The organism is Bradyrhizobium betae (assembly GCF_004123905.1).
GTDB lineage: Bacteria > Pseudomonadota > Alphaproteobacteria > Rhizobiales > Xanthobacteraceae > Bradyrhizobium > Bradyrhizobium betae_A.
This window is the reverse complement of sequence record NZ_MZXW01000005.1, coordinates 61,934-80,854: the sequence shown is the minus strand read 5'-3', so window position 1 is coordinate 80,854 and position 18,921 is coordinate 61,934. Positions and strand designations below refer to the sequence as shown.

At 65.1% G+C, this 18,921-nt stretch carries 24 protein-coding genes; 13 read left to right on the top strand and 11 right to left on the bottom strand.

Annotated elements, in window-relative coordinates:
* Positions 1 to 215 precede the first annotated feature (215 nt).
* Both B5V03_RS02845 and B5V03_RS02840 read right to left on the bottom strand, forming a co-directional pair.
* Positions 216 to 1,433, bottom strand: coding sequence for a DUF1501 domain-containing protein (locus tag B5V03_RS02845; RefSeq protein WP_164987747.1), 1,218 nt, complete (start codon positions 1,431 to 1,433; stop codon positions 216 to 218).
* A gap of 2 nt (positions 1,434 to 1,435) precedes the next feature.
* Entirely contained in the window at positions 1,436 to 2,998 is a 1,563-nt protein-coding gene (locus tag B5V03_RS02840) for a DUF1800 domain-containing protein (RefSeq protein WP_164987746.1), read from the bottom strand.
* A gap of 114 nt (positions 2,999 to 3,112) precedes the next feature.
* On the opposite strand from B5V03_RS02840, the gene B5V03_RS02835 reads away from it, so the two are divergent.
* Positions 3,113 to 3,310, top strand: a complete 198-nt coding sequence (locus tag B5V03_RS02835) for a cysteine-rich CWC family protein (protein WP_129267765.1) — start codon at positions 3,113 to 3,115, stop codon at positions 3,308 to 3,310.
* 163 nt (positions 3,311 to 3,473) lie between these two features.
* Here the strand turns inward: B5V03_RS02835 and B5V03_RS02830 are convergent, their stop codons facing one another.
* On the bottom strand, positions 3,474 to 4,172 hold the full coding sequence (locus tag B5V03_RS02830) for a glutathione S-transferase family protein (RefSeq protein ID WP_129267764.1): 699 nt from the start codon (positions 4,170 to 4,172) through the stop codon (positions 3,474 to 3,476).
* Between the two features lie 240 nt (positions 4,173 to 4,412).
* Here B5V03_RS02830 and B5V03_RS02825 point away from each other — a divergent pair, with 240 nt between their 5' ends.
* Both B5V03_RS02825 and B5V03_RS02820 read left to right on the top strand, forming a co-directional pair.
* On the top strand, positions 4,413 to 5,528 hold the full coding sequence (locus B5V03_RS02825) for an MBL fold metallo-hydrolase (protein ID WP_129267763.1): 1,116 nt from the start codon (positions 4,413 to 4,415) through the stop codon (positions 5,526 to 5,528).
* Positions 5,528 to 6,136: an SCO family protein gene (locus tag B5V03_RS02820; RefSeq protein ID WP_129267762.1), complete on the top strand. Its 609-nt coding sequence runs from the start codon at positions 5,528 to 5,530 to the stop codon at positions 6,134 to 6,136. Before B5V03_RS02825 ends, B5V03_RS02820 begins: the two co-directional genes overlap by 1 nt.
* Before the next feature lie 25 nt (positions 6,137 to 6,161).
* Here B5V03_RS02820 and B5V03_RS02815 read toward each other — a convergent pair whose 3' ends face one another.
* On the bottom strand, positions 6,162 to 6,392 hold the full coding sequence (locus tag B5V03_RS02815; RefSeq protein WP_129267761.1) for a hypothetical protein: 231 nt from the start codon (positions 6,390 to 6,392) through the stop codon (positions 6,162 to 6,164).
* Complete coding sequence (locus B5V03_RS02810; protein ID WP_129267760.1) at positions 6,389 to 7,168, bottom strand: sulfite exporter TauE/SafE family protein; 780 nt, start codon at positions 7,166 to 7,168, stop codon at positions 6,389 to 6,391. Before B5V03_RS02810 ends, B5V03_RS02815 begins: the two co-directional genes overlap by 4 nt.
* 263 nt (positions 7,169 to 7,431) lie before the next feature.
* Here B5V03_RS02810 and B5V03_RS02805 point away from each other — a divergent pair, with 263 nt between their 5' ends.
* The 4 genes from B5V03_RS02805 (at position 7,432) to uvrB (ending at position 12,234) form a co-directional block, all read left to right on the top strand.
* Positions 7,432 to 8,349, top strand: a complete 918-nt coding sequence (locus B5V03_RS02805) for a LysR substrate-binding domain-containing protein (RefSeq protein ID WP_129267875.1) — start codon at positions 7,432 to 7,434, stop codon at positions 8,347 to 8,349.
* 343 nt (positions 8,350 to 8,692) lie between these two features.
* Complete coding sequence (locus tag B5V03_RS02795; protein WP_129267758.1) at positions 8,693 to 8,920, top strand: hypothetical protein; 228 nt, start codon at positions 8,693 to 8,695, stop codon at positions 8,918 to 8,920.
* A 31-nt stretch (positions 8,921 to 8,951) separates the two neighbouring features.
* Positions 8,952 to 9,185 carry a hypothetical protein gene (locus tag B5V03_RS02790; protein WP_129267757.1) on the top strand — a complete coding sequence of 78 codons (234 nt, stop codon included), beginning with the start codon at positions 8,952 to 8,954 and terminating at the stop codon, positions 9,183 to 9,185.
* 91 nt (positions 9,186 to 9,276) lie between these two features.
* Positions 9,277 to 12,234: an excinuclease ABC subunit UvrB gene (gene uvrB / locus B5V03_RS02785; protein WP_129267756.1), complete on the top strand. Its 2,958-nt coding sequence runs from the start codon at positions 9,277 to 9,279 to the stop codon at positions 12,232 to 12,234.
* A gap of 91 nt (positions 12,235 to 12,325) precedes the next feature.
* Here the strand turns inward: uvrB and B5V03_RS02780 are convergent, their stop codons facing one another.
* The 3 genes from B5V03_RS02780 to B5V03_RS02770 form a co-directional block, all read right to left on the bottom strand.
* Positions 12,326 to 12,691 (bottom strand): hypothetical protein, encoded by a 366-nt coding sequence (locus B5V03_RS02780; protein ID WP_129267755.1) that lies wholly within the window; start codon positions 12,689 to 12,691, stop codon positions 12,326 to 12,328.
* A gap of 5 nt (positions 12,692 to 12,696) precedes the next feature.
* Positions 12,697 to 13,083: a hypothetical protein gene (locus B5V03_RS02775; protein WP_129267754.1), complete on the bottom strand. Its 387-nt coding sequence runs from the start codon at positions 13,081 to 13,083 to the stop codon at positions 12,697 to 12,699.
* A gap of 147 nt (positions 13,084 to 13,230) precedes the next feature.
* A complete protein-coding gene (locus tag B5V03_RS02770) occupies positions 13,231 to 13,464 on the bottom strand; it encodes a hypothetical protein (RefSeq protein ID WP_129267753.1) in 234 nt (77 codons plus the stop codon).
* 300 nt (positions 13,465 to 13,764) lie between these two features.
* Here B5V03_RS02770 and B5V03_RS02765 point away from each other — a divergent pair, with 300 nt between their 5' ends.
* The 5 genes from B5V03_RS02765 (at position 13,765) to B5V03_RS41285 (ending at position 17,089) form a co-directional block, all read left to right on the top strand.
* Positions 13,765 to 14,220 (top strand): nuclear transport factor 2 family protein, encoded by a 456-nt coding sequence (locus B5V03_RS02765; RefSeq protein WP_164987745.1) that lies wholly within the window; start codon positions 13,765 to 13,767, stop codon positions 14,218 to 14,220.
* Between the two features lie 215 nt (positions 14,221 to 14,435).
* Complete coding sequence (locus B5V03_RS02760) at positions 14,436 to 14,876, top strand: nuclear transport factor 2 family protein (protein ID WP_129267751.1); 441 nt, start codon at positions 14,436 to 14,438, stop codon at positions 14,874 to 14,876.
* 211 nt (positions 14,877 to 15,087) lie between these two features.
* Complete coding sequence (locus B5V03_RS02755; protein ID WP_129267750.1) at positions 15,088 to 16,011, top strand: hypothetical protein; 924 nt, start codon at positions 15,088 to 15,090, stop codon at positions 16,009 to 16,011.
* Between the two features lie 229 nt (positions 16,012 to 16,240).
* Positions 16,241 to 16,660, top strand: coding sequence for a hypothetical protein (locus B5V03_RS02750; RefSeq protein ID WP_129267749.1), 420 nt, complete (start codon positions 16,241 to 16,243; stop codon positions 16,658 to 16,660).
* A 291-nt stretch (positions 16,661 to 16,951) separates the two neighbouring features.
* Entirely contained in the window at positions 16,952 to 17,089 is a 138-nt protein-coding gene (locus B5V03_RS41285) for a hypothetical protein (RefSeq protein ID WP_164987744.1), read from the top strand.
* Between the two features lie 38 nt (positions 17,090 to 17,127).
* On the opposite strand, the gene B5V03_RS41280 is transcribed toward B5V03_RS41285, so the two are convergent.
* From B5V03_RS41280 to B5V03_RS02735, 3 genes are all read right to left on the bottom strand, one after another.
* Positions 17,128 to 17,274 (bottom strand): hypothetical protein, encoded by a 147-nt coding sequence (locus tag B5V03_RS41280; protein ID WP_007596790.1) that lies wholly within the window; start codon positions 17,272 to 17,274, stop codon positions 17,128 to 17,130.
* 198 nt (positions 17,275 to 17,472) lie between these two features.
* The gene (locus tag B5V03_RS02740) at positions 17,473 to 17,952 is read right to left on the bottom strand and encodes a MaoC family dehydratase (RefSeq protein WP_129267748.1); all 480 of its coding nucleotides are present in this window, start codon (positions 17,950 to 17,952) and stop codon (positions 17,473 to 17,475) included.
* Entirely contained in the window at positions 17,952 to 18,404 is a 453-nt protein-coding gene (locus tag B5V03_RS02735; RefSeq protein WP_129267747.1) for a MaoC family dehydratase, read from the bottom strand. The genes B5V03_RS02740 and B5V03_RS02735 overlap by 1 nt, the downstream gene beginning before the upstream one ends.
* A 154-nt stretch (positions 18,405 to 18,558) precedes the next feature.
* Between B5V03_RS02735 and B5V03_RS02730 the strand changes: the two genes are divergently transcribed.
* Positions 18,559 to 18,855, top strand: a complete 297-nt coding sequence (locus B5V03_RS02730) for a DUF4282 domain-containing protein (protein ID WP_018648333.1) — start codon at positions 18,559 to 18,561, stop codon at positions 18,853 to 18,855.
* The last annotated feature ends 66 nt before the right edge of the window (positions 18,856 to 18,921 follow it).

Genomic DNA, 18,921 nt, shown 5'->3' with positions numbered 1-18,921 from the left:
GGCCCTCTCGCTCCCTCGCCCCGTTCTTACGGGGAGAGGGTGGGGTGAGGGGCTGGTTCCGCGAATTCGGTCTCAATTGTAAGCGAAGGTCGCGATCCGCACACTGTCATTGTGCGAGTCGGATGGCGCCCCTGGGGCTAACAGTGTGCCCTGCCCCTCACCCGGATCGCATCTGCGATGCGATCCGACCTCTCCCCGCAAAGGGCGGGGAGAGGTTAAGCAACCAGCCCCTTCATCGGCCGCGCTGCCGCGCTGTCCGGGAACACCGTCTCCGCCAGCACGCGGTCCGAGAGACCGAACTGCCCTTGCAGCACGCCCTTGATCACCGAGCGCAGATCCGTGGTCGGCTTGAGGTCGCGCCCTTCATACAGGTTGGCGAGCTTGAGGCCGGGCCAGTCGGAGATGACGCGGCCGCCTTTCACGGCGCCGCCGGCGAGCAGCGCGATCGTTCCCGTGCCGTGATCGGTGCCGTCGGTGCCGTTGATGCGCGCGGTGCGGCCGAATTCGGTGGCGACGACGACGACGGTGTCGCGCCAGCGCGCGCCGAGACCGCTTTCGAATTCAGCGAGCGCGCCGTCGAGGCCGCCGAGCAGGAAGGCGAGACGGCCGACAGGGCCGCCTTCATTGGCGTGGGTGTCCCAGCCGTCGAAGGCGAGCGCGGCGATGCGCGGGCCGTCGTCGGCCGCCATCAGCTTTGCCGCACCACGCGCGACCTGGCGCATCTGCGCAACCTGGTTGCCCGGCTTCGGCTTCATGTCGTCACCGCTCGCGACCTTATCGAGCTGAAGACCTTGCGACAGCGCCGAGGCGAGTGCCGGATCGCGATGGCGGTAGAGATCGACCAGCCGCATCGCGGTGTCGTCATCGGCCTGCGGCAGCGCGACCGGCGCCCAGCCGACAGTCGGCGCATTGCCGCGCAGCACCAGCGGCGTGGTCGGCCCCACCGCAAGACCGCTTGACACGCGCTCGCCGCGCGGCAGCGCTTCGAGCGCGCGGTTGAGCCAGCCGGACTGCACCCGGCCCGGGCCGGCATAGCCGCTTTCGAGCACGTCCTGGCCGTCGAAATGCGAGCGGTCGCGATAGGGCGTCGCCACCGCATGGATCACCGCGGCATGCATGTCGCGATACATCCGCGCAAACTCCGGCATCGCCGGATGCAGCGCGAAGAACGTATCGAGCATGATCGCAGGATGGGCGCCGTCCGACGTCAGCGCGATCGTGCCGTGCAGGCCCGCATAATCGGGATCACCGACCGGCGCGACGGTCGAGAGGCCATCGAGCGCGCCGCGCAGGATCACCACGATCAATCGCGGATCGCGCCCGTCGGCCGCGCGTGCAAACTTCGGCAAATAGGCCCAGGCCGCGAACGACGCACCGCCGAGCAGCAGGCCGCGGCGCGAGGTGAGGAGCCGGTTCTCGACACAGTCGATCATCATCATCTCCTCTGCATTTCCGGCGACATCAGCAACAGCGCCAGTGCCTGCTGGCGCGACTCCGCGCGCTCGATGGTCTTGCGCGTTTCGACCGACGCCGCATCGGCGGCCGCGAACTCCAGGAGGTCGAGCGGATCGATGTTGGGCCCGAGCCGCGCGCCCATCTGCGCCGCGATGTCGAGCCGCAGCTTCATGCCTTCGGGCGCGGCCCATGCGGCGCTGGTGTCCGGAAAACCGTTGGGACCGCCCGGCGACCACAACGGCTGTCCGAGCAGGTTGAGATTGTTGAGATAGCCGCCGGGATCCTCCGGCACGCGCGCGAGCAGCCGGCCGCTCGCGACCACGAAGTCGTAAGGCGAGCGCATCTTGGTGAGCGGCCCCTTCCAGGCCTCGTCGGAATCGACGAGCGCCGTGGCAAGCGCCTTGAGGTCACCATCGGTCTTGACGAAGACATCGCGCAAGCGTGCGACCAGAGCCGGCGGCGGATCGTCGGCGACGAAATGGCGGACGAATTTGGTGGCGATGAAATTCGCCGTCGACGGATGGCGCGCGATGTCGGCGAGCGCGGCTTCGCCCTGCGCAAGGCCGGTCGGCTCGTAGCTCTTGCCGAGCAGCTGTTGCGGGCCGGGCTGATGCGCGTTGGCGTTGAAGACGAAGGAGCCGGGCGCCCCTAGCCCGCCTTGCCTTCCGGCAAAGGTCCAGCCGGTGATGATGCGCGCGAGCGAGGTGACGTCCTCCTGCGTGTAGCCGCCGCCGACGCCGAGGGTGTGCAGCTCCATGATCTCGCGCGCGAGATTTTCGTTGAGCCCGCGCTTGCGGTTTTGCCCTGCGCGTGAATCCGGGCCGAGCGATTGCTGATTGTCGAGGAAGAACAGCATCGCCGGATGCTGCTCGACAGCCTTCAGCATGTCGGCGAAACGGCCAAGCACGTGCGGACGGATCGCCTCGCGTTCGAACGCGCCGGCCCAGATCCGCGCCAGCTCGCCCTTGCTGGCGGAGATGCAGAAATGGTTCGACCAGAACACGACGAGGCGCTCGGTGAAGCCGCACTCGACCAGCGTGGCGCGTTGCAACCGCGCCAGCGCCTCCGCGCGAAAGGTTTTTTGGATCACGTTGAGCGGCTGCGGCGCGGGCTTTGCGGCAGGCGGTACAGCCGCGTTCGGCTGCATGGTCTCGGGCTTCGCGGCTGTGTCGGCAGGCTTGGCTTCGGCCATCTGGCCGGCGATCTCGGTTGCCACCGTGTTCAGCGAGAGATTGCGGCGCGGCCCGGGCTTCTGGTCGGCCGGCGCCTGCGGTGGCGGCGCTTCGGGCGGCGTCCCGGCCTTGGCGGCCGCTTCGCGCGCCTGCTTGACCTCGTCCTGATAGGCGAACACGGCCTGGCCGAGTTGCGGCGTCGATTGCAGGCCCGGCGCCTCCAGCAGCACACCGTTGGGGCGAGCAAGTTCCGCCTTCACGAAGCCGCGTGGATCGGACGCTGCGTTGATGAGATCACCGGAGGCACCGCCACGGGCGCCGAAGCCAAAACGGTTGAGCGCAATGAGGGCGGCTAGCGAATCGCGGGCCATCGATTTGTCCTTCGCGGATTGCGAACCGCTTTGCGAGTCTCTGCGCGGCGCGTAATATACCGCAGCCACGGATGAACCCGACATGAAAATGACGGCCAGTTTTTTGCGCAAATCATGACAATTTCGAAAGAATCCGCGTTGCCGGAACCGCGCCGCCTCGGCTGCTCGCGCTGCGGCACCGAGTTCGGCTGCGATCTCTCGGGCAATTGCTGGTGCGCGGAGGAAACGGCAAAGCTGCCGATGCCGGTCAAGGGCGAGGACTGCCTGTGCCGCGAGTGTTTGCGCAAGGCGGCGAGCGCGGCTGCGCGTTGAGCGGGAGAGCGTGGCCACACCTCCGCTGTCGTCCCTGCGAACGCAGGGACCCATAACCACAGGGAGAGGTTTGGCGAAGGCCCGCCGTTTCTGTACTTCGACCATCCACAACACATAGATCACGCGGTCTGGGTCCCCGCGTTCGCGGGGACGACAGTGTGCCTTACACTGCGTGTCCCGGCGATCTGCGCGCCATGCCGTCGAATGCATCGAGCAGTTTTTCGCGCCACGCGTAAACCGGATCATCCGCTTCCAGCAGCTTGAACGGGCTCGTCACGCGCGCCCATTGAAAGCCGCCGAACACGATGTAGTCGGCATAGTTCGGCGCGCTGCCGCCGATGAAGGGCTGCTTCTTCAACGCCTGCCGCATCACCTCCAGCGATTTGCGGAACGCGACCACGCCGGTGTCGCGGCTTGCCATCACCTCTTCCAGGCTCTTGCCGCCAAAGCGCGCCTCGCGCGACTGGCGGAAATAGGCGGCATCGACCTCGGCGAGATTTTTGGGGATGTCGGCGATGATCAGCGGAAAGACGCCGCCGACGATGGCGATGTCGCCCCACGCGTTGAGCATGCGCGCCATGGCGCGGCCGCCCTCGCCGCCGAACAGCGAGGGGCGATCGGGAAAATTATCTTCGAGATAGGTCGCGATCGCCCAGGAATCGACCACCGGCTTGTCGTGATGCAGCAGCACCGGGACCTTCTCCGAACCGTGCGGCGCAATCGCGCTCTTCTCCGTGAAGCGCCAGGGCAGCGATTCCGCCGCGAGTCCCTTATGTGCCAGCGCCATCCGCGTGCGCCAGCAATAGGGGCTGAACGGGCGCGCGGCGTCGGCGCCGACGAGTTCGTAGAGTTTGAGTGACATGATTGGTCCCGCTGCTGCAATTGACGAAAGAGTAGCCCCAGGGCGAGGAGCGCAAGAAAGCCGTGGTTTCAAGAAAGCCATGGATTTAAGGCAAGGATGCAGACGCATAAAGGCCTGTCAATCACCGAGCACGTGCATGCTCGCGAAACTGACGACGCTTATGACCGCGGCTTGTTGAACCGGCTCCGGATCGGACCTAAGCTCGGACTTTTCGAACATTTCATATCGGGAGGAATTGCAATGACCAGGACCATTCCACGGCGCGATTTCCTGTTGGGCTCGGCAGCGTTCGCCGGCGCTGCCGCCGCCAATGCCTTCACTTGCGTCGAGATCGCGAGCGCTGCGCCGATCGCTGTTCCGACCGTCGACAAGCTCTCGATCCGCGTGCTGGTGGATTCGAGCTTCGACCTGTTCTTCCGTCCCAAGCAAATCCACGGCGTCTCCATCGCGCCGGCCGCGCGAGGCGGCGATTTCCGCAAATCGCTGCACAATGAATGGGGGCTGTCGCTCTGGCTGGAATCCGAAGGCGGCGGCAATCAGCGCACGCTGATGCTGGACTACGGCTACACACCCGAGGTGCTGCTCAACAACATGGCGTTGATCGGCGTCGATCCGGCCAAGCTCGACGCGCTGATCATCAGCCACGGCCATTATGATCATTTCGGGGGCCTGAACGGCTTCCTCGATAAATTCCGCGACAAGCTGCCTGCCGACCTCAAGCTCTACGCGGGCGGAGAGGATAATTTCTGCCATCGCGTCAATCCAACGCCGACGCAGGGGCAATTTGCCGATTTCGGCACCCTCGACCGCCGGCAGCTCGCGGCCCAGAAGGTGACGACCGTGCTGTGCGAAACACCGACGGTGATCGCTGACCATGCTTTTACCACCGGCAAGATCACCCGCCGCAGCAGTGAACGCGTGCTGCCGAACACGCTCGTCGAGTTCGGCATCAAGGAGGGCCTCGGCTGCAATGTCGGTCACTACCTGCCCGCGGAGATGGAAGGCCAGATCGTTCCGGACGAGCACATCCACGAGCACGCCACGTGCTTCAATGTGCGGGATCTCGGTCTGGTCGTGATCTCGTCCTGCGGCCATGTCGGCATCGTCAATTCGGTGAAGCAGGCGCAGGACGTGTCGGGCGTCCAGAAGGTGCACGCCATCGTCGGCGGCTTCCATCTCGGCCCGGCGCCGAAGGACTACCTCACGCAGGTCGTGAGCGAGATCAAGGCGCTCAATCCCGACGTCGTGGTGCCCATGCATTGCAGCGGGCTCAACTTCGCGCAGGAGGCCAGCGCCCAGATGGAGGGCAAGGTGGTGGTGACGACAACGGGCAGCCGCCTCACCTTCGGGCTGTGATGCGGGGCGCGAGCGGCGCATGGCTGGGCGTGATGCTGGCACTCGCCTGCGCGGGAGCGGCGCAGGCGCGCACGGCAGCAGAGACCATGGACATCCTGATGTGGAATCGGGAGCCGATCGGGGGACCGTTCGAGCTGACCGATCACACCGGCAAACCGCGCAGCGACCGGGATTTCCGCGGGCAATTGATGCTGGTCTATTTCGGCTTCACCTACTGCCCGGACGTTTGTCCGACCGACCTGATGGCGATCGGACAGACGCTCGAGCAGCTCGGGCCCGACGCCGACGCCGTGCAACCGCTCTTCATCACCGTCGATCCCGCGCGCGACACGGCGGAGCATCTTGCCGAATATGTGCCGCTGTTTCATCCGCGGCTGATCGGACTAACCGGCAGTCCTGGAGCAATCCGCACAGCGGCAGTCGCCTACAAAGTCTATTTCGACAAAGTGACGATCGGAAAGGAGGCCGGTGACTACACGGTCGACCACACGTCCTTCATCTATCTCATGGACCGCGACGGAAAATATCTCGGCTTCTTTCCGCCGGGCACGTCTGCCGAGCGCATGGTCGAGATCATCCGGCCACGGCTTGTGGCGCCTTCGCGGTAGCACCCTGGCGGGAGCACCTCGAAACTCACCGCCCGTTCGTGCGCAGCAGTTTCTCGCCGCCTTCCGTCACCGCGATCACCAGCCCCACACCGGGCAAGGTCTCGCGCGCGACGTAGCCGCGGTCGGCGGCGTCTTCCCAGATGGTGAGGCGTGGGCACGAGGTCTTCCAGGTCGAAATCACCTCGGCATAGGCGCGCGGTTCGCGCGCGACCCATTCGACGAAGTCCAGCACCAGCGGATCGGCGTTACAGCTCATTGCAGACCTCCCTTGGTCAAGGCCGCCAGCACCGGTGCGCGCACGAAGAGCCAGCCGCCATAGGCGATGTAATAGCAGGCGATGGTGGTGATCAGCTTGTTCGACCACGCCACGAATTGCTGGTCGGTCATGGCTTCGAGGATGCGCCGCGCCAGCGTGGTGCCGAGCATCGATGCCAGGATCGCGACGCCGGCCAGTACCGGATCGAGGCTCGCCGCCTGATCGATGATGCCGCCGAAATAGATCAGTTTTGTAAAATGGCTGACGAGCTGGCACATCGCTTTCGTCGCCACCTTCTCGCGCCGGCCGAAATCGCCGCCGAGGAAGAAGGTGTCGAGCAGCGGGCCGGAGACGCCGGTCATCAGCATCAGGCCCATGCAGATCGTGCCATAGACCGTTCCCTGCCAGAGACGGTCGGGATCCGGCTTGATATTCGCGGGCATGAGCCGCGCCATGAACGGCGTGCTGCCGAGCAGCAGCAGCGCCATCGGCTTGTCAGGCACATAGCGGGTGAGCGACCAGGCCGCGAGCGCGACGGCAGCGCCGACCATATAGTTCGCAACCGGCCGCCAGCGGATATGCGCCCGCCACAGCAACGCGCGCCAGCCATTGGACGCCATCTGCGTGATCGCATGCAGCACCATCGCGGTCGGCAGCGGCATCAAGGCCAGCAGCACGCCGATCAGGATCAGCCCGCCCGCCATGCCGAACAACCCCGACAGGAAAGCGGTGGCGACCATCAGCAATCCAAGGGCAGCGATCACGATGGGCGTCACGAGGGATTCTCCTGTAGGTAAATAAGGGACGCAGACTGCTCATTCCCCCCTCGCCCCGCTCTTGCGGGGAGAGGGGGTGAGGGGCTGCATCCGCAATCACGGTGGCAGTGCGACTCGCGGAGACTCCCCCCTCACCCGCCACGCTTCGCGTGTCGGCCTCTCCCCGCACGCGGGGAGAGGCAAAGGAGAAAGTGCCCCGCTTGCCCCGCCTTCGCAAACTGAGTTATCTTGGCCTGGCATCAGCTTTCCTGAGGGTGGGTCATTTGCGGCGGCTGCTGTTTCTCAACGGCATCAAGGCATTCGAGGCGGCGGCGCGGACCGGCAGCTTTGCCGCGGCCGGGCTCGAGCTCAGCGTGTCGGCGGCGGCCGTCAGCCGCATGGTGCATCTGCTCGAGGAGCGGCTCGGCGTCGCGCTGTTCGAGCGCAAGGCCAACAAGCTGGTGCTGACGCAGGCGGGACGCGCCTATCAGAGCGGGCTGACGCCGATCTTCGATGCGCTGGCCAGCCTCACCGCGCAGGTGACGGCCCCCTCCGGCGTGCGCGTGCTCACCATCGGTGTTGGACATACGTTTGCGATGCGCTGGCTAATCCCGCGGCTGTCGGAGTTTCGTAGCGAGGAGCCCGACATCGAGGTGCGCTTCACCACCGGCGGCGCGTCGGTGCCGTTCGGTGAGGACTGGAGCTGCGGCATCAAGCTCGGCACCGGCGACTGGCCGGGGCTGGTCGCCGAGCCGCTGTTCGCCGGCGACCTCACGCCGGTCTGCGTGCCCCGCCTCGCCACCAGCCTGAAGCGGCCTGCGGACCTCAAAGGCCCCAGCCTGATCCGCGTTGAACATTCGCCCGAGGACTGGCCGATCTGGCTGAAGGCCTCAGGCCTCGCAAGGATCAACGCGCGCGGACCGGAATTCCAGTTCTACGGCCAGGCGCTCCAGGCCGCCGCCGACGGGCTCGGCATCGCCATGGGCATCCGGCCCTATATCGACGACGATCTCGCTGCCGGCCGGCTGGTTGCCCCGTTCGACCTCTCGATACCCAAGGGCATGCGCTGGTACCTGCTCTATCGCAGCTTTCAGACCGAGCAGCGCGACTTTGCCGCGTTCCGCCGCTGGATCATGCGCGCGGCCTCCGGGCCCGCCGCCCGGCCGGTGAAGCGGACCAGCCGTTCCTCACCGCGGAACTGACCATTTAAGCCTGCCCCCAATTTGCTTGCAGGCCTGCAAGCCCGGAAAACGGTGCACCTCTCCCGCTTGCGGGGGAGGTCGGCGCGAAGCGCCGGGTGGGGGCTCTCTCCACACTGTGAATCTCTCTGTGGAGACACCCCCACCCTGCCCTCCCCCGCAAGCGGGAGAGGGAGCGCACCGCATTTGCGGAACTCAGTTCGTCCATGCCACCCAGCAAAAAACTCCGCCGCTTGTGAACGGCTTCACATCCAAAAGTCCGCAAACGTGGTCCCCTGACCCTCCAACAAGGCGCTCGAGCAAGACACTCGACCAGACACGAAACACGACACTTTGGGGACTACCAATGACGACCCTTTACGACGGCTTTGACATCGAATCCTTCGAAGCTGGCAAGGGGCTGTGGCACGCCCGTATCAGGCGCGCCGATTTCAGCCTGGTTGCCATCGACGGCGTGCTGTTTCCGGCCATGGAGGTCGGCTTTGCCTGGCCCGATCGCGACGCGGCGATCCGCGATGCCAAGCACCACATCGATCGCTTCCGCCGGCGGGCGGACGACAGCGACGACGAATAGGCGAGCCCCATCCCAGCACGAGGAACCGGTGATGTCGTATATCGAGATCGAAGAGACCCAGCCGCTGGCCCGATCCTACGCACGGTCGGTACTGTCGAAATGCCCGGAATGCGATGGCGATCTCACGGTACTCCGCGTGATCGGCGGCCGCGCCGGATGCGAGTACTGGACCATGCGCTGCACCGATTGCGGCGGCATCCATCTCGACATCCTCAAGCCGCGCGGGGCGACCGAGGGCGACGACGGACCGCTGCCCGCAGCGTAGAACGCCCCTGCTGCCAACCTGCTGTCAGCAGCCTGAACCCGGACGGGCATTCGCTCTTTTCTGAGGGGCGGACTCGTCCCATATTCGGGGCATGGCGAAGAAATCTGCTCCCCCAAAATCCCCCAAAATCAAGACGCCGAATTCCAAGGCACATCGGCCTGACGTGCAGCCGATCGGGCCGGCGCTGGCCGAGTTGCTCAATCCCGCGATCAATCGCGGCGATGCCGGCATGGGTTCAGGCACCGGCCTGCAGCCGCCGCCGGACAATTCGCGCGACCGCCGCGCCGGGGGCGAGGCTGCCGCGCATCGCGCGCGGGCCTCGACGCCGAAGGAGTTTCCGCAGGATTCGACGCGGCCGATGCCACTGCGGCCCAATCCGCAGCCTCCGGGCGCCCGTGCTTCGACCGAGGGCGGTTTCGACGAGGCACCGCAGGCGAATTACGGAACCGCGGCCACGATCCCGACGCTGGATCCGGAACTGGCGCGGCAGCTCGGGCTTCCCACCGAAGAGGACGACGCGGAAGCCCTCGCACGTCCGCCACGCAACAAGATGGAGGCGCTCGGCGTCAAGGCCACCGCCGACGCGCTGGAATCGCTGATCCGCGAGGGCCGGCCGGAGTTCCGCAAGGACGACGGTTCCACAAAAGTGTGGACGCCGCACCGGCCGCCGCGTCCGGAAAAGTCCGAAGGCGGCGTGCGCTTCGAGCTCAAGTCCCACTATGAGCCGCGGGGCGATCAGCCGACCGCGATCAAGGAGCTGGTCGAGGGCATCGAGCGCAACGACCGCTCGCAGGTGCTGCTAGGCGTCACCGGCTCCGGCAAGACCTACACCATGGCCAAGGTGATCGAGGCGACGCAGCGACCCGCCATCATCCTGGCGCCGAACAAGACGCTCGCCGCCCAGCTCTATGGCGAGTTCAAGAGTTTCTTCCCGGACAACGCGGTCGAATATTTTGTCAGCTATTACGACTACTACCAGCCGGAAGCGTATGTCCCCCGCACGGACACCTACATAGAAAAGGACTCCTCGATCAACGAGCAGATCGACCGCATGCGCCACTCGGCGACGCGCGCGCTGCTCGAACGCGACGACGTCATCATCGTGGCGTCGGTGTCCTGCATCTACGGTATCGGCTCGGTCGAGACCTACACCGCGATGACGTTCGCGCTGAAGAAGGGCGAGCGCATCGACCAGCGCCAGCTCATCGCCGACCTCGTCGCGCTCCAGTACAAGCGCACCCAGGCCGATTTTACCCGCGGCACGTTTCGCGTGCGCGGCGATGTGATCGACATCTTCCCGGCGCACTATGAAGACCGAGCCTGGCGCGTGAACTTGTTCGGCGACACCATCGAGAATATCGAAGAATTCGATCCGCTCACCGGCCACAAGCAGGATGAGCTCGAATTCATCAAGATGTACGCCAACTCGCACTATGTGACACCGCGCCCGACGCTGGTTCAGGCGATCAAGTCGATCAAATCCGAATTGAAGATGCGGCTCGACCAGCTCAACAACCAGGGCCGCCTGCTGGAGGCGCAGCGGCTGGAGCAGCGCACCACCTTCGACCTCGAGATGATGGAGGCGACGGGCAGTTGCGCCGGCATCGAGAACTATTCGCGCTATCTCACCGGGCGCCTGCCCGGCGAGCCGCCGCCGACGCTGTTCGAATATGTCCCCGACAACGCGCTGGTGTTCGCCGACGAGAGCCACGTCACCGTGCCGCAGATCGGCGGCATGTTCCGCGGCGACTTCCGCCGCAAGGCGACGCTGGCCGAATACGGTTTCCGTCTGCCGTCGTGCATGGACAACCGTCCGCTCCGGTTCGAGGAATGGGACATGATGCGGCCGCAGACGGTCGCGGTGTCGGCGACGCCGAGCGCCTGGGAGTTGAACGAGAGCGGCGGCGTGTTCGTCGAGCAGGTCATCCGTCCGACCGGACTGATTGATCCTCCGGTGAATATCCGCCCCGCCCGCACCCAGGTCGACGATCTCGTCGGCGAGGTGCGTGCCACAGCTCAAGCCGGCTATCGCTCGCTGATCACGGTGCTGACCAAGCGCATGGCGGAGGATCTCACCGAATATCTGCATGAGCAGGGCATTCGCGTCCGCTACATGCACAGCGATATCGACACCATCGAGCGCATCGAGATCATCCGCGATCTTCGCTTGGGCGCCTTCGACGCGCTGGTCGGCATCAACCTGTTGCGCGAGGGTCTCGACATTCCCGAATGCGCGCTGGTCGCCATTCTCGACGCCGACAAGGAAGGCTTTTTGCGCAGTGAAACGTCCTTGATTCAGACCATCGGCCGCGCCGCGCGCAACGTCGACGGCAAGGTGATCCTCTATGCCGATCAGATGACCGGCTCGATGGAGCGCGCCATCGCGGAAACCAACCGCCGCCGCGAGAAACAGGTCGAGTACAACACGGCCAACGGCATCACGCCGGAGAGCGTGAAGAAGTCGATCGGCGACATCCTCAACTCGGTCTACGAGCGCGACCACGTGCTGGTCGAGGTCGGCGGACACGACATGACTGACGACGTCATCTCGATCGGCCACAATTTTGAAGCCGTGCTCGCCGATCTCGAAACAAGGATGCGCGAAGCCGCCGCCGATCTGAACTTCGAGGAAGCCGCCCGCCTCCGCGACGAAGTCAAGCGCCTGCGCGCGACGGAGCTGGCGGTGGTCGACGACCCCACCGTCAAGCAGCGCACTGTTGCGGGCAAGGCGGGCGCCTATGCGGGAGCGAAGAAATACGGCGACGCCGCGAATTTGCCGGTCAGCGCCTTGAAGAACAAAAGCGCCGCAACCGCGCTCAAAGCCGGCGGCGGCAAGGGCTCACGCGTGCACAAGCCGCATCTCGACGAGATGCACGGCCCGGAATCCCTGCCCTATCGCGAAAACCGCGCGCTGCCGTCAAAACCGTTCGGCGGCGAAAGCCGGATCATCCAGCCGACGGACTCAAGGCAGTCGGGGCCGGAGTTCGGCCCGGCGCCGAAGTCGACGGGCGGGCAGCCGGGGCGGCGGGGTGGGTGGAAGAAGAGGTAGAGCCGCACATCCGCGCCAGTCGTGGTTATCAATTCCGGGATCGCCGCTTTGCGGCGCCCCTGAATGACGCACGGAGAGAGATTTCAGCTCCTCATCCCGCAATCGTCGCCAGCAGCGACAGCAGCAGCACTGATGCCATGAGCTGCAGCGAAGTCGTGGGCTTCGCGCGCCAGCGGGCGATCTTTTCGGAGAAGGACAGGCTCGCGTCGAAGAACTGCGTTTCGTAGCCGTTCTTGAACAGCCTCGGGAAAGCGGACCCGACCGAGATGGCGAAGATGCTGTAGAAGACCGACGCCAGCGCGATGGTGAGGACGGGACTGCTGCCGCGGTCATCTCCCAGGAGCTTCACCATCAGAGACGCGGCGGCGAATATCGGAAAGCCCTGGAGGATCGTGGTGAGCGCAAAGCCCTCGAGCCAGTTGAGCAAACCGGATTTCGAGGCGGCGATGAAGGGCATGGCGATCACCCCACGCTCGCCGTCACCACCGCCATCACCGACAGCAGCAGCACGATGGTCATGAGCTGGAGCGAGGCGACCGGCTGGGTGCGCCATGCTGTGATCTTGTCGGACAGCGACAGATGCGCTTCGAAGAATTTTGGTTCGTAGACGGTCTTGAATGAAGCCGGGAAGCTCGGGCCCAGGGTCACAGCGAGCATCGCGTGGGCGAGCGAGGCGATGGCGACGAAGATGGCGACGCCGGGGTCGCCGACGAGGTCGTGGTTGCCGACCAGCTTGAGCAGGAAGGCGGCGGCGGCGAAGGTCGGGAAGCTCTGCAGCGTCGTGCTCAACGCGAGGCCTTCGATCGCGTTGTGCAGGCGGGACTTTCTTGCGGTGGCGATGGCGGTCACGGCACGTCTCCCTGATGACATGGGATGACGATAGCCGCGCCGAGCGGGGCGCGATGTGAGGCGGGTCACGCCCTTTTCCGTAGCCGGAACAAGGGGTGGAATGGATTCCGGGCTCGCGCCAAGTGGCGCGCCCCGGAATGACGAAGACTACAACTTCCCCTGCCCGTTCGCTTGGCTCTGCTGTTGCTGCTGCTTTTCCTGTTCCTTGGCGTGGTGCCGGCCGTAGAGGCAGCCGGCGGCGGCGCCGAGGACACCGTGATGTCCGGCATAATGGCCGGCGACGCCGCCGACGACGGCGCCCTTGATGCAGCCCTTGGCGTTGGCGGCGGAGGTCGCGCCACAGATGAGAAGTACGGCGGCGATGGCGGCGAGGGATTTCATGGACCGATGTCTCCAGGATGCGGTGTCGGAATCTCAACGGCCTCAGGCGCGCCGCGGTTCCATTGAAGCGGGCCTTCATGGCGTTGCACGCTCGTCCATGGCTTCGCGCGCCATGACGCACTGACGCGCCACGAATTCGTGCAGGCGCGCGGCCGTTCAACCCGCAATTGCAGCCATGAACCTGGCATTGCGCTCGCGCGTCACACCGTCTGCAACATCCCTGTGATTTTGCGGATTGCCGGTGCGCGAGGCGGCGCGTTAGCGTTGCGTGTCTCCACACGGCCAATGAGGACGGGCGGAATGACGGTCGAGAAGCTCAATCGCCAACGCGTGCTGCATCTGCTCGACGCCTTTGCGCGCGGCGATGTCGAAGCGGCGCTGTCGTGCTGCACCGACGACGTCGACTTCCTCACCCACGCACCGATCGACGTGCTGCCGCACATGGTGCCGCGCCACGGCAAGGCGGAGCTGCGCGAGCTATGGCAGACGATCTGGTCGCGCTATTCGGAGATCCGCTACAAGGCGCCGCACATCCTCGCCGACGGCGACGCGGTCGCGGCCTACATGCACGCCTATTTCAAGAAGCGCAGCAACGACCGCGTCGTGCAGTTCGATATGGCGGTGTTCTACAGCTTCCGCGGCGGGCTGGTGGCCGAGATCCGCGAGATCATCGATTCCTACGATCTGGTGCAGCAGGTGCTGGAGCGGGAGATCGGGCCGCTGATCACGGGGGCGTCGGCGGATGCGGGCCTTTGAAAACGGGAACCGGCCGCCGAATCCGGGAGATTACGGGGTTCTATTGTAAATCTCACAAAGCACCATCAATTGTGCATTGCGAAAACGTGAATTGCGTTTTGGCCGAAATCCCCTATTTTGTTTGTATACAAATGAGTTGAGCCGCCCCGGGCACATTGTCGTGCATGGGGTTGTTTTCCGTTTTTTTCCGCAAGCCAGCGTCAGGACTGCCCCAAATGACAGAGCACAGCCTCTGGCGTTTCTCGCGCGCATTGCACCGCGCGATCAACGACCGGCATTTCGAGGATATCGAGGCCCTGATCGACGAGGACGTCGAGTGGGCGCTCTACGGCCCGATCGACATGTTTCCGTTCCTCGGCGCGCGCCAGGGCAAGGACGCCGTGCTCGACGTCATCCGCCAGCTCGCCGACAATTTCCAGGTCCGCCGTTTCGACCGCGAGAGCATCATGCTGGGCGTCGATTCCGCCGCCTCGATGCTGCGCTATTCGCTCACGGCGCTGGATTCCAACAAGCCGATTTCCTTGCGGGTCGCGCAGTTCGCCCAGTTCCGGGCGGGTAAGCTCACCAGCATGCGGGTTCTGATCGACACGTTCGACCTGGTCGAGCAGGCACTCGGCCGCGCCATTCATCTGCCAAAGATGACCGGCGTCGGCTGAGGGGGACACCAACGGGCTCCGCAATGCGGGACCGATCGATTGATGCTCCCATGACGCGTTCTGGCCTCCAGCCCCGCCGGATGCCGTCGTGGAGATGCTCGTCATCGGGCGCGCGCCTTGCGCGCGGCCCGTTGGTTCGTCATTCTGGGCGCCACAATTTCGCAACGATAGTTCCGCATCCTCTGCGCGAACTGGGCTCGCGGGCAAGGCAATGGAATTCACGACAGGTTTTGGCTGGACCAGGCTGCCGCTGGCGGCCGCGTTCATTTTGGGTTCGGTTCTGACGGCCCCGGCGCAGATCATTCCGCCCTTCTCCCCCGCCCCCTCCACGGCGGCAGCGCCCGACGACGACGAGGCCGAGACGGCAGAGGCCCCCAGCGTCAACGATCCCGACATCATGAAGGGCATCGACGTCGACAAGCTCGACTGGGGCCAGCTTGCCATCGACGCCGGCACGCTCAACGACATCATCGCCGCCAAGAAGCGCGCCCAGGCCGCGGCCAATAACGGGATGAACTGGTCGTCGAATACCAACACTAACGGCTCCTCGGCCGTGACCGTGAAACAGTCGGTCTTCGAGTTCTGGGATACGCGGATCGGCGCCGACATGACGGTGACGAGCGAGCCGCGGACGATGTCCGAGCTGCTGGCGCAGAAAGCCGCCAATGGCGGCAACCTGCCGCAATCCTCCGGCAGCGCCTGGGCGGCGGCGACCGCGCCGGGCGCAGGCGTGATCTGGGACAAGACCGCGGTCGAAGCCCGCGTCGATCCCGGCTCTGAACAGAGCAAGCTCGGGGCGTCGCTGACCAAGTCGATGCCGCTGACGGGCGACACGTCGCTGACGCTCCAGAACGGCTATAGCGTCAACCAGCAGGGCACCACCGCCGTCCCCGGCGTCGGTGGCCACATCACGCGCAATTACGAGACCGACCAGACCGCCAAGGTCACCATCACCGACACCGGCACCAGCATCAGCGCCGGCCAGTCGCTCTCGACCACCGACGACAAATGGCTGCGCAAGGTCGGCGCCGAGCAGAAGCTGTTCGACAACGTCACCGTCTCCGGCTCGGTCGGTGAGACCTCGCAGGGCGCGATCAACAAGAGCGTGACGGCGGGCTTCAAGAAGAGCTGGTAGTTCCTTCTCTCTCCCCGCAAGCGGGGCGAGGGAGCGGCGCAGCCGCGCTCGCCTTGCCACGGCAGACGTTTAGACTCTCCTAACCATACGCCACGGCAAAGCCCCCGAATCGTCCGCCCTTGCCGTATCTCGGCCAAGTTGCGGTCAAAATCCGACGCCCTAGTCGGATGGCCGAATTCGTCGTGCGGGGGACACTCGCGCTGCGCTCAACGCGAACAGGGGAATAACGATGAACGCCATGCGTCCGGAAAAGACCGAAACCACCGAGACCGAGACGGTCGACACCAACCTCGCCGCCGTGACGGAAGTCGAAGCCGGTATCCGCGACTTCGTCCGCAACGATATCGCCTATCTGCGCCGCCCGGCCGCGACCGCCGACGCGCCGCCGCTCGATCCGAGCGCGGAGGCCACCGTCAACAACGTCAACTCGCTGATCCAGCGCGTCGCCGGCACCTCGCTCGCCGAGATCGAGAATTTGATCTCCGAGCTCGAGAGCCTGCGCGACCTGCTTCATGCCGAAGGCCAGCGCGTCCAGCGCGAGATCTCCGGCTACGCCCAGCTCAGCCAGGCCGCGATGAAGTCGACCCGCATGATCGCCGACAACGTCTCGCAGTGGAAGCGCGCCGCCGACGGCCTGCGGAATAGCTAAGCACCGACGCCAAGCATCACCGGCCGCCGCGTTCCGCAAGGGGCGCGGCGGTTTTGATTCGTGGAGAAGGTCTCGTGCCCCGGACGCGGTGCGGCACGCAGTGACGCGCCGCAGAGCCGGGGCCTATCTCTCAGTTGAGGTCGCCTCACGATGGGTCCCGGCTCTGCGCAGCAGCGCAAGAGCGCTGCAGCGCGTCCGGGACACGAGAGTGTTCTTTGAACCCCCCGCCCCTCCCCGGCGACCAATGCCAAGCGCCCGTGCCACCGACGGCCGGGCCTGGGGACATTTTTCATGGAAAGCATTCGGCCCGACACCACGGACCCGATACCGATGCGGCCCGCGCCGAACCAGTTCGGCACGATCATGCTGCGCTTTGTGGGATTGCTGGCGGTTGCGATCGCGGTGCTGGCGTTCGTCTATAGCCGCTAAGCGGGACCGGATACCGGCCCCGAAGAGTTAACGAAATCTTACCGAGCTGCTTCCACGGTCGAGGCTTCCAGGGTGTAGGCGCCGTCGGCATAGCCCTTCACCACCATGCCGGCGACCAGCATCACGGCCAGCGTCGCGGTAGCAAAGATAAATCCGACCAGCTTGAGTGCGCCGCGATCTGCCATGGTCCTCGTCCCCTGTCCTCTGCCCAGTTCGTTCAAATAGACAGCGACAGGTTCATAATTGGTTAGCAACTCGATGGTTCCGCCAACTGCTTCGCGGGTCACCATGTTGCGCAGGCTTATGGCAGCCGCCCGGAATCGCGTCCATAGCGCGCGGGCAACACTCGCGCACTCATTTGGACCGTTCATCCTGGAACGAATTTAACCCTTCGCGCGTGTCGGCACGAAGGCTGATGCGGTGATGGAGTAGACCTCTTCGCCGCGCTGGTTGGTGCCGGTGGTGCGGGCCGTCAGAATGCCCCAGCCGGGACGCGAGGCCGAGGTGCGCTTGTCGATGACGACATTGACGTAAGCAACGGTGTCGCCGGCGAGCACCGGCCTGATCCAGCGCAGATCGCGAAAGCCCGGCGACGGGCCCCATATCGCGACCTCCTCGCCGCGCGCTGCGGCCTCACGCGCCAGACGTTGGCCATCCGCGACAAGCAGGCTCATGCAGGCCGAGCCGACATGCCAGCCCGAAGCAGCTAACCCGCCGAACAGCGAATTCTTGCCTTCCTCCTCGTCGAGGTGAAAGCGCTGCGGATCGAACTTTGCGGCAAATGTCTTGATCGCTTCCGCCGTGAAATTGTAGGTGCCGATCTCGCGGCGCTGGCCGATCTCGATGTCGTCGAAGAACCGCATCAGGCCGCTCCTTCGCGCCGCTTGATCAGGATCGGCGAGGTCATCTCGCAAAGCGCCTGCCCCGCCGCGTTGCGCACGGTGCATTTGAACTTGACGATGCCGAGCTCGGGGCGGCTCTTCGAGGTACGGGCTTCCAGCACGTCGACATCGAGTGTCAAATCGTCACCCGGCCTGAGCGGCGACAGCCAACGCACCTCGTCGACCCCGGGAGATCCCAGCGACGCGGCGCGGGTGATAAAACCGTCGGCCATCATCCGCATCATCAGCGAGCAAAGGTGCCAGCCCGAGCCGGACAGGCCCCGCAGCATGCTTTTGCTGGCGGCGTCCTCGTCCAGGTGCATCGGCTGCGGATCGAACTCGACGGCAAAGGCCAGAATCTCGTCGCGGGTGACATGGCGCGGGCCGAATGTTCCGAACCGGCCGGGCGGGAAATCTTCGAAGGTCAGGGTCATCTTGGGAAAGCTTGGAGGGAATGACAGATTGTGGCCGCAGTTTGCGGCAATCTCAACCCGCCGGCCCGCATGGCTCGTGCTACATTTGGCGAGTCGGCCCAGCCTCATCGTCAAATTAACGCAGCCGGCGGCGCGATTTGCCCGGGGGAGAGCAATGTTTTCATTCAGCGACCTGTTTCAGTGGGACCGCTTCATCACGCCGACGATCATCAAGACCTTCTACTGGCTGGTGATCGCGCTGATCTGCCTGTTCGGCCTCTCCGGTATCTTCTCTGGCCTCGCCGCGATGGCGATCAGCCCGTTCGGCGGTTTCCTGGTGTTGCTGTCGTCGATCGCGAGCGTCGTGGTCGGCATCGTGTTCTCGCGCATCGTCGCGGAACTGATCCTGATCGTGTTCCGTATCAACGAGCATCTCGGTGCGATCAGGGATCAGGGCGGCGGGATGCGGTGAGGCGCTCGTGTCCCGGACGCGGCGCGGCATGAAATGACGCGACGCAGAGCCGGGACCCATGCGTCC

Bases quoted from the DNA above. Each gene is read 5' to 3' on its own strand.
- B5V03_RS02845 (WP_164987747.1), bottom strand. From the start codon at position 1,433: ATGATCGACTGTGTCGAGAACCGGCTCCTCACCTCGCGCCGCGGCCTG.
- B5V03_RS02840 (WP_164987746.1), bottom strand. From the start codon at position 2,998: ATGGCCCGCGATTCGCTAGCCGCCCTCATTGCGCTCAACCGTTTTGGC.
- B5V03_RS02835 (WP_129267765.1), top strand. From the start codon at position 3,113: ATGACAATTTCGAAAGAATCCGCGTTGCCGGAACCGCGCCGCCTCGGC.
- B5V03_RS02830 (WP_129267764.1), bottom strand. From the start codon at position 4,172: ATGTCACTCAAACTCTACGAACTCGTCGGCGCCGACGCCGCGCGCCCG.
- B5V03_RS02825 (WP_129267763.1), top strand. From the start codon at position 4,413: ATGACCAGGACCATTCCACGGCGCGATTTCCTGTTGGGCTCGGCAGCG.
- B5V03_RS02820 (WP_129267762.1), top strand. From the start codon at position 5,528: ATGCGGGGCGCGAGCGGCGCATGGCTGGGCGTGATGCTGGCACTCGCC.
- B5V03_RS02815 (WP_129267761.1), bottom strand. From the start codon at position 6,392: ATGAGCTGTAACGCCGATCCGCTGGTGCTGGACTTCGTCGAATGGGTC.
- B5V03_RS02795 (WP_129267758.1), top strand. From the start codon at position 8,693: ATGACGACCCTTTACGACGGCTTTGACATCGAATCCTTCGAAGCTGGC.
- B5V03_RS02790 (WP_129267757.1), top strand. From the start codon at position 8,952: ATGTCGTATATCGAGATCGAAGAGACCCAGCCGCTGGCCCGATCCTAC.
- uvrB (WP_129267756.1), top strand. From the start codon at position 9,277: ATGGCGAAGAAATCTGCTCCCCCAAAATCCCCCAAAATCAAGACGCCG.
- B5V03_RS02780 (WP_129267755.1), bottom strand. From the start codon at position 12,691: ATGCCCTTCATCGCCGCCTCGAAATCCGGTTTGCTCAACTGGCTCGAG.
- B5V03_RS02770 (WP_129267753.1), bottom strand. From the start codon at position 13,464: ATGAAATCCCTCGCCGCCATCGCCGCCGTACTTCTCATCTGTGGCGCG.
- B5V03_RS02765 (WP_164987745.1), top strand. From the start codon at position 13,765: ATGACGGTCGAGAAGCTCAATCGCCAACGCGTGCTGCATCTGCTCGAC.
- B5V03_RS02760 (WP_129267751.1), top strand. From the start codon at position 14,436: ATGACAGAGCACAGCCTCTGGCGTTTCTCGCGCGCATTGCACCGCGCG.
- B5V03_RS02755 (WP_129267750.1), top strand. From the start codon at position 15,088: ATGGAATTCACGACAGGTTTTGGCTGGACCAGGCTGCCGCTGGCGGCC.
- B5V03_RS02750 (WP_129267749.1), top strand. From the start codon at position 16,241: ATGAACGCCATGCGTCCGGAAAAGACCGAAACCACCGAGACCGAGACG.
- B5V03_RS41285 (WP_164987744.1), top strand. From the start codon at position 16,952: ATGGAAAGCATTCGGCCCGACACCACGGACCCGATACCGATGCGGCCC.
- B5V03_RS41280 (WP_007596790.1), bottom strand. From the start codon at position 17,274: ATGGCAGATCGCGGCGCACTCAAGCTGGTCGGATTTATCTTTGCTACC.
- B5V03_RS02740 (WP_129267748.1), bottom strand. From the start codon at position 17,952: ATGCGGTTCTTCGACGACATCGAGATCGGCCAGCGCCGCGAGATCGGC.
- B5V03_RS02735 (WP_129267747.1), bottom strand. From the start codon at position 18,404: ATGACCCTGACCTTCGAAGATTTCCCGCCCGGCCGGTTCGGAACATTC.
- B5V03_RS02730 (WP_018648333.1), top strand. From the start codon at position 18,559: ATGTTTTCATTCAGCGACCTGTTTCAGTGGGACCGCTTCATCACGCCG.